Annotated in this window: 1 protein-coding gene; it reads right to left on the bottom strand. The window is 69.1% G+C overall.

The window, feature by feature from the left end:
• Positions 1-94 precede the first annotated feature (94 nt).
• On the bottom strand, positions 95-466 hold the full coding sequence (locus tag ACTQXM_RS09020; protein ID WP_441537651.1) for a hypothetical protein: 372 nt from the start codon (positions 464-466) through the stop codon (positions 95-97).
• Between the last annotated feature and the right edge of the window lie 285 nt (positions 467-751).

Genomic DNA, 751 nt, shown 5'->3' with positions numbered 1-751 from the left:
CGCCCCCGGTCCCCGGGGCGCGGCCCTCTTGCTTAAACTGCTCAATTTTTCGTGCTCACGGTGCTCATTTCCCAGTGATCACTCGGACCACTTCTTAGTGAACATCAACACGCCGGACTCGACGCCGGCTGGCTCGCCGACGCTCGCCCAGCCGAGCCAGCCGCGCGGAGTCGCAGGAGCGGTACCAGACGTCGTAGCGCTCGGCGAAGCCGCCGGACAGCTCGAAGCGGACGGCCTTGAGCTGGAGCCCGCCGCCCGAGGAGCCGAGCAGGAGCCCGCGGTAGCAGACCGACCCGTCGGACTCGAGATTGTCGACGACCGCGGCGACGGAGCCCAGCACGGCGCCCTTCTCGGAGCCGAGCGTTAGGACGCCGCCGGAAAACGAGGAGCCCGCCGGCGAGCCGGCCTGCGGGGCCTCGGGCTGGACGGCATCGGCCCGGGCGCCGTCCTGGGTGTGTTTGGTCAAGTGCTAGTTTCGGAAATGAGCAGATGTTTTTTCGGATGTGACCACGTAATTTTTTCGGATATGGTCACGCCGACGTCCTGGTCCTTTCTTGCCTCGGGCGACGTCGGGCGGGGTATGTGCCCCGCCCGGACGGCCCGCGTCCCTAGAACGGGATCTCATCCTCCTTTCCCTCGGCCTCGACGGCCTCCCTGCCGGTCATCTCCAGGTAGAGGGCCACGACTGGGCGGCAGGCCCCTCCTCGGCGGGCAGCGCCTCGCCGGCCGCGGCCCGCGCGTCCCCCGCGGC

This window comes from Collinsella sp. LCP19S3_D3 (genome assembly GCF_052121455.1).
In the GTDB taxonomy this organism is placed as follows: domain Bacteria; phylum Actinomycetota; class Coriobacteriia; order Coriobacteriales; family Coriobacteriaceae; genus Collinsella.
Note: the sequence above shows the minus strand (reverse complement) of the source record. Positions and strands in the feature narration are given on the sequence as shown.